General features: G+C 60.5%; 6 protein-coding genes. 2 read left to right on the top strand and 4 right to left on the bottom strand.

Annotated elements, in window-relative coordinates:
- Nucleotides 1-153: 153 nt before the first annotated feature.
- The gene (locus tag ACYSTU_RS26735; protein ID WP_024013386.1) at nucleotides 154-489 is read right to left on the bottom strand and encodes a hypothetical protein; all 336 of its coding nucleotides are present in this window, start codon (nucleotides 487-489) and stop codon (nucleotides 154-156) included.
- Nucleotides 490-666: 177 nt separating this feature from the next.
- Between ACYSTU_RS26735 and ACYSTU_RS26730 the strand changes: the two genes are divergently transcribed.
- Entirely contained in the window at nucleotides 667-2,322 is a 1,656-nt protein-coding gene (locus ACYSTU_RS26730) for a sensor domain-containing diguanylate cyclase (RefSeq protein WP_499002684.1), read from the top strand.
- A 236-nt stretch (nucleotides 2,323-2,558) separates the two neighbouring features.
- Here the strand turns inward: ACYSTU_RS26730 and ACYSTU_RS26725 are convergent, their stop codons facing one another.
- Together ACYSTU_RS26725 and ACYSTU_RS26720 are read right to left on the bottom strand one after the other, a co-directional pair.
- A complete protein-coding gene (locus ACYSTU_RS26725; RefSeq protein ID WP_136493722.1) occupies nucleotides 2,559-2,936 on the bottom strand; it encodes a c-type cytochrome in 378 nt (125 codons plus the stop codon).
- Nucleotides 2,937-2,976: 40 nt separating this feature from the next.
- Nucleotides 2,977-4,308, bottom strand: coding sequence for an aminotransferase-like domain-containing protein (locus tag ACYSTU_RS26720; RefSeq protein WP_499002680.1), 1,332 nt, complete (start codon nucleotides 4,306-4,308; stop codon nucleotides 2,977-2,979).
- Nucleotides 4,309-4,397: 89 nt separating this feature from the next.
- Between ACYSTU_RS26720 and ACYSTU_RS26715 the strand changes: the two genes are divergently transcribed.
- Complete coding sequence (locus tag ACYSTU_RS26715; RefSeq protein ID WP_499002678.1) at nucleotides 4,398-5,291, top strand: DMT family transporter; 894 nt, start codon at nucleotides 4,398-4,400, stop codon at nucleotides 5,289-5,291.
- Nucleotides 5,292-5,294: 3 nt separating this feature from the next.
- Here the strand turns inward: ACYSTU_RS26715 and ACYSTU_RS26710 are convergent, their stop codons facing one another.
- Nucleotides 5,295-6,110 (bottom strand): cupin domain-containing protein, encoded by an 816-nt coding sequence (locus ACYSTU_RS26710; protein ID WP_499002676.1) that lies wholly within the window; start codon nucleotides 6,108-6,110, stop codon nucleotides 5,295-5,297.
- Nucleotides 6,111-6,203 lie beyond the last annotated feature (93 nt).

Raw genomic sequence — 6,203 nt, 5'->3', positions numbered from 1 at the left:
AGGTGGCTCTGATCGTCTGATCGAACGCCGCGTCGCTGAAGGTGGCTCTGATCGTCTGATCGAGCGCCGCGTTGCATGAATCTACTGCATGACCGCAACACCCATGAAAAAGCCCGGCCTGATCAGCCGGGCTTTTTTGCATTCAGCCCTCGCTTATTGCGCGGTTTTCAGCTTGACCACGTCACCGGAGATGGTGGTGGTGTAGCCGGTCAGAACCCAGGCCCAGAACCAGTTTTCCTGAACCTGCGTGTTGATCATTGCATCGCCGCCCTTGGCTTGGATGGCCGCGTTTTGCGCGCGCACAAATCGGCTGTTCTGGCGGATAGGGATGATGCCAAACAGCAGCAGGCCGGTGGCCGATGCTTCGCTGTGGCCAACCACGGTGTATTGGTTGCTGTCGTAATGGGCGGTTTTCATCGGGGCGCCGGTGCAACCTGCCAGAACCACACCGAACAGTGCGGCGGCGACTACTTTGCTGAGGTATTTCACAGTAAAACTCCATGGGGAAACGCCCGGGATCCGTCTCTCGGGCGGCGCGCATTCTAAACAAAATGATGGCTCATTGGCATCAATCTTCTTTGTATTTACTTGAACCCGTTCGCTGGCCCGCCGTCGGCGATGTCGCATACCATGGCGCCACTTCAATAAAGACAGACACCCGCCTACATGTTCAAAGCCAGTCTGCGTAGCCATCTCACCCTGTGGTTCGGCGGTTTGTCCCTGCTGACGTTATTGAGCGTCGGCTTTTATGTCGGTCACATCGCCACCGAACAAATGAAACAGGCCAGCGGCAACGCGTTGCTGAACACGGCGCGCTCGGCGGCGACATTGTTGGGCGAACAACTGCGCGAACGGCAACTGGAGGTTTACCTGCTCAGTCGCGCGCCGCATCTGGAGCGCGGTGATCTGGACAATCCAGCCATCCTCAAGTCGATGCAGTTGCGCACCCAGGCGCGCGCCGAATATGCGTGGATGGGCGTCACCGACGCCGAGGGCAACGTGCGCCAGGCGGTCAATGATCTGCTGGTCGGTCAATCGGTGCAGAAACGCCCGTGGTTCCAGATCGGCCTGCGCCGGCAATACACCGGCGATCCCCATGAAGCAGTGTTGCTGGCCAAGTTGTTGCCGGGCCTGCCCAATGGCGAGCCGCTGCGCTTCATCGATTTCGCCGCGCCAATCCACAATGCCGAAGGACAGGTGATCGGCGTGCTGGGTGCACATGCGCACTGGAGTTGGGTGACGCGCATCGTCGAGTCGGCGGCGTTTTCCCACAAGAACTCGGCGCCGGATATTCAGGCGCTGATCGTCGACCACGATGGCAAGGTGCTCTACCCCGAAGCGCTGATGGGCCAACAGCTGGCGACCAACGATCCGGTATTGTCGGGCTGGACGGCGGCCAACGGTTACCTGACCAGCATGGTCACCGTGCCGACGCCATCGGGCACAGCGCTGTCGTGGTCGATCGCCATTCGCCAGCCATTGGAGACTGCGCTGCAACCGGCGCGGATGCTGCAATACGAATTGCTGATCCTCGGCGTTTTCGCCGCCATCGTTTTCGGTCTCGTGGCTTATTACTTGGCGCTGTACCTGAGCCGCCCTATCGAACAACTGGCACGCTCGGCCAAACAAGTGCAAAACAACCAGGCCGGGGCACAGTTCCAGCTGCAGCATCCGGTGCTGGAAATCGCCCAGCTCGGCCAGTCCATCGACGCAATGACGCAGTCACTGCTCGGCAAGGAGCGCGAACTGCAAGAAGCCAACGCGTCGCTGGAAGCCACCGTGGCGCAACGCACCGCCGCACTCACCGAGGCCAACGCCGAGCTGCTGAGTCTGGCCACACACGACGGCTTGACCGGCGTTTACAACCGTCGCCGGTTTGACGAAAAAATCACTGAGTATTCGCTGCTGTCCCGACGCACCGGACGCCCGTTTGCCCTGCTGCTGATCGATGCCGACCACTTCAAACGCATCAATGACAGCCACGGCCACGCGGTCGGTGACGAGGTCCTGCAACAACTGGCGACCTTGATCCAGAACAGCGTACGCAGCACCGATTTCGTCGCCCGCTACGGCGGCGAAGAGTTCGCCGTACTGCTGCCGGAAGTCGCACAACCCGACACCCCGGAAGTCGTCGCCGAAAAGATTCGCGCAGCGGTAGCCGACGCGGAGTTTCCCGGCGTCGGCAACGTTACCGTGAGTATTGGCCTTGGCCTGGCAGATCCGGCAGACAACAACCACACGGCCCTGATCAAACGTGCCGATCAGCAGCTGTATCAGGCGAAAGCTGCGGGGCGCAATCAGGTTGCGTTTCATACCCACTGACACCGGCGTATATCAACCAGAGACAGGCCGGCTCACCGACCCCATCGCTGGCAAGCCAGCTCCCTCAGGGATGGGGTAAAAGCGGAAATATGGGTCGTTTGGAGAACCGCTTTTCGCGAGCAGGCTCGCTCCCACAGAAAAGCAAAAAAAGGTGACCCGCCGTAAGGGCGGAACCCTAAGCAGCCGTTACCGCAGCAATGGATATGTACTCAATCAGCCAGGAAATCATCGCCCGACTAGGGCTCAGCACTGAACATCTGCAGATAAGCCAACAAATTATTCAACTTCTCCTCATCACTCAGCCCCCAGAAAATCATCCGCGTCCCCGGCACCACCCCTTTCGGATCCTCGAGATAAGCCTTCAACGTCGCCCGATCCCAGGTAATCCCCGAGTTCTTCATCGCATCGGAATAAACATAATTGGCCGAAGTCCCCGCAGCCCGGCCAATGATGCCGTTGAGCTGCGGACCAAACCCCGAACGAGCCGACTCGCCAACCTGATGGCAACCGCCGCACAGACGCGGAAAGATTTTCGCCCCGGCCTCAGGATCGCCCTCAGCCTGTGCACTGGCGCTGAAGATCAAGGCGAGAAACAGTGTCGTGGTGAATTTCATTGAACAGTCCAAACCTCGCTTTGCATGGCGTGGGCGCAGTTTACAGATAAGCGCCGATGATCGTTCTGACGGTGATCAACGCCTGACGCAACACGTGCATGTCCACCGAGCCAAGAGCCAGACGAATCGCATGGGGCGTATGGGCCGACAGCGAAAACGGCTCGGCGCTGGTGACGGAAATCTGCTGCTGCATCAACTCGACCACGATCTGATCGGCACGCACATCTTCGGGCAGCGGCAACCACAGAAAATACGAGGCCGGATGAGCAATGTAGCGCAGCCCTTTGAGCACCTCGGCGGCCAAGGCCTGTCGCGCCGTAGCATCACGACGTTTCTGCGCCTCAAGCACGGTGACGGTGCCATCGTCGAGCCAGCCGCACGCGATGGCGGTCATCACCCCAGGCGTGTTCCATGTCGTCGCGCGAATGATTCGCTCCAGTGCGGACACTTGAGGAAGCGGCGCGGCAATGAAGCCGACCCGCAATCCGGTGGCGATGTTTTTCGACAGGCCCGATACGTAAAACGTCCGTTCCGGTGCCAGTTCAATCAACGGGCATGGCGGGTTCTCGACCAGAAACGCGTAGGCCGCATCTTCGATAAGTGTCAGATCATAGCGGCGGGCAATCGCCACCAATCGTTCGCGCTGTTCCAGTGGCATGACCCAGCCCAGCGGATTGTGCAGCGTCGGCATGCTGTATACGGCGCGCACCGCACGCTGGCAACAGAGTCTGTCCAGTGCCGGCAAATCCGGGCCGTGCTCCGTCATCGGGATCGCCAGCACTTCCAGATGCAGCGCGTCGGCCAGCACCTTGAATCCCGAATAGGTCAGCGCATCGGCGGCAATCACATCGCCGGGTTTGAGCAGAGCCATCAGCGTCACCGCCAAACCTTGCTGAGCGCCGTTGACGATCAGCACTTGGTCGGCTTCAACCGCCACGCCGCGTGTCGACAAATGTCGCGCCACCGAGGCGCGTTCGTGGGCACGCCCGGCGTGGGGTTGATAACGCAACAGCGCTTCCAGATCACCGGACAACGCCAGTTGGCGCAACGCCGTGCGCAACAGTTCAGCCTGACCGGGCAAGGAGGGATAGTTGAAATTCAGGTCGATCATGCCGACCGCGACATCTTTCTGATCAATGCCCTGCCCCGGCGCCAGCGACGTTTCCCGGACAAACGTGCCGCGCCCGGCTTCACCACTGACCAGGCCCATCGCTTCAAGCTCGGCATAAACCCGTGAAGCGGTAACCAGTGCCAGTCCTTCCTGGCTCGCCAGCTGCCGATGCGTTGGCAGTCGCGTGCCCGGCGCCAATCGTCCGCCACGAATGTCTGCCGCATAGCGGTCAACCAGGGTCTTGTAACGGGAACGCGGCATGTCGGCTGTATCCATGACAATTTTTTGATTGTGCTGATTCTCCGTCCTAGGATCACGGCGACACAAGCCACTTTTTGAGCGCGACCGACATGCACACAACATCGACTGCGGCCCACCCGGCACTGGAAAAAACCAGTGGCTGGATCAACGGTTTTATCGGCGTGCTGATTTTCAGCGGTTCGCTGCCCGCCACACGTTTGGCGGTGCTGGAATTCGATCCGGTGTTTCTGACCGTGGTGCGAGCAGCGATCGCCGGCGCACTGGCCGTCGGACTTCTGCTGTTGTTCAAACAGCGGCGACCGGCGCATCATCAGTGGCTGTCGCTGTTGATTGTGGCGCTGGGCGTGGTGTTGGGTTTCCCGCTGCTGACCGCGTTGGCATTGCAGCACGTAACGTCAGCGCATTCGATCGTGTTTGTAGGATTGCTGCCGCTGGCCACGGCGATGTTTGGTGTCTTGCGTGGCGGTGAGCGGCCACGTCCAATGTTCTGGATCTTTTCAGTGCTGGGCAGCGCATTGGTGGTGGGCTTTGCCCTGTCCCAAGGCTTGAGCGCCTCGCCCACCGGCGATCTGCTGATGCTCGCGGCGATCCTGGCCTGCGGCCTCGGTTACGCCGAAGGCGCGAAACTGTCACGCAGCCTCGGCGGCTGGCAGGTGATCTGCTGGGCGCTGGTGTTGTCGTTACCGCTGATGACAGTGCTGAGCCTGTGGCTGGCGCCCGCCTCGTTCGCCGGCATCAGCATTTCGGCGTGGATGTGCCTGGCTTACGTGTCGCTGTTCAGCATGCTGATCGGCTTCGTGTTCTGGTATCGCGGTCTGGCCCAGGGCGGAATCGCAGCGGTCGGGCAGTTGCAGTTGCTGCAGCCTTTTTTTGGTCTGGCACTGGCGGCGACGTTGCTGCATGAGCAGGTCAGTGTCGGCATGCTCGGCGTCACGCTGGGGGTGATTCTTTGCGTGGCCGGAGCGAAGAAATTCGCCAGGTAATGTTCAGTGTTCGGCTTTCCATTGCCGAGGACTGAGCCCGGTCTTGCGCCGAAACGCCCGGGCCAGCGCCGACGGACTTTCGTAACCGACCTCTTCGGCAATCAACGCAATCGGACGGCCTTCGCGCAGGCGTTTCTGCGCAAGACTGACGCGCCAGCTCAACAGGTAATCGGCCGGCGTCTGCCCGACCACGCGGCGAAACTGCTCGGCAAAACCGGCGCGGGACTGGTTCGCCGCCGCCGCGAGATCAGCGACACTCCAAGGCTTGTGCGGCTGCTCGTGGATCAGGTTCAAGGCGCGAGACACGCGCGGATCCGCCAGCCCGGCCATCATGCCCGGTTGCTGATCTCGACTGCCGATGAGATGGCGCAGCAGCAGAATCACCAGCAATTCAAACAGACGATCCATCACCGCCACGCGCCCGCAATGCCCTTCAAAAGCTTCGTTGAACAGCCAGTCAAGGGTGCTGCGCAATTCCGGGATATCGGTGAGTTTCAACACCAGATAGTCCGGTAACGCGGCGGCCAAGGCATTGCCCGAGCCACCGTCGAAGGTCAGCGAGGCGCACACCACTTGGCTGGCCATGGCCTCGTCGGCAAACATCCGGTGAGTGAAAGGCCGGGGAAAGAAAATCAGCGACGGTTCGTCCAGACGGATCTCCCGCTCGTTGCCCGGTTTGAGCAGCAACGCCCCGGCTTGCAGAACATGCACATGGCCGACCGGTTCGCCTTGGTGAACGCTCACGCCGCAAAACGCGCCGCTATGGAAGGTGCCGGCGTTCACACCGAAATGACTAAGTAATGTGGAAAGGCGATCCATGGCTGACTCCCGAAGGCATATCTGGACGATCTGCCGCATATACTCGACGATTTGCCGCCAAAGCGCCATTGGCAGCCCATAAGATCTCTCCAC

Source organism: Pseudomonas glycinis (genome assembly GCF_054871425.1).
This window is presented reverse-complemented; position numbering and strand designations above follow the sequence as displayed.

Coding starts and splice junctions, on each gene's coding strand:
- ACYSTU_RS26710 (WP_499002676.1), bottom strand. CDS start 6,110: ATGGATCGCCTTTCCACATTACTTAGTCATTTCGGTGTGAACGCCGGC.
- ACYSTU_RS26725 (WP_136493722.1), bottom strand. CDS start 2,936: ATGAAATTCACCACGACACTGTTTCTCGCCTTGATCTTCAGCGCCAGT.
- ACYSTU_RS26715 (WP_499002678.1), top strand. CDS start 4,398: ATGCACACAACATCGACTGCGGCCCACCCGGCACTGGAAAAAACCAGT.
- ACYSTU_RS26720 (WP_499002680.1), bottom strand. CDS start 4,308: ATGCCGCGTTCCCGTTACAAGACCCTGGTTGACCGCTATGCGGCAGAC.
- ACYSTU_RS26730 (WP_499002684.1), top strand. CDS start 667: ATGTTCAAAGCCAGTCTGCGTAGCCATCTCACCCTGTGGTTCGGCGGT.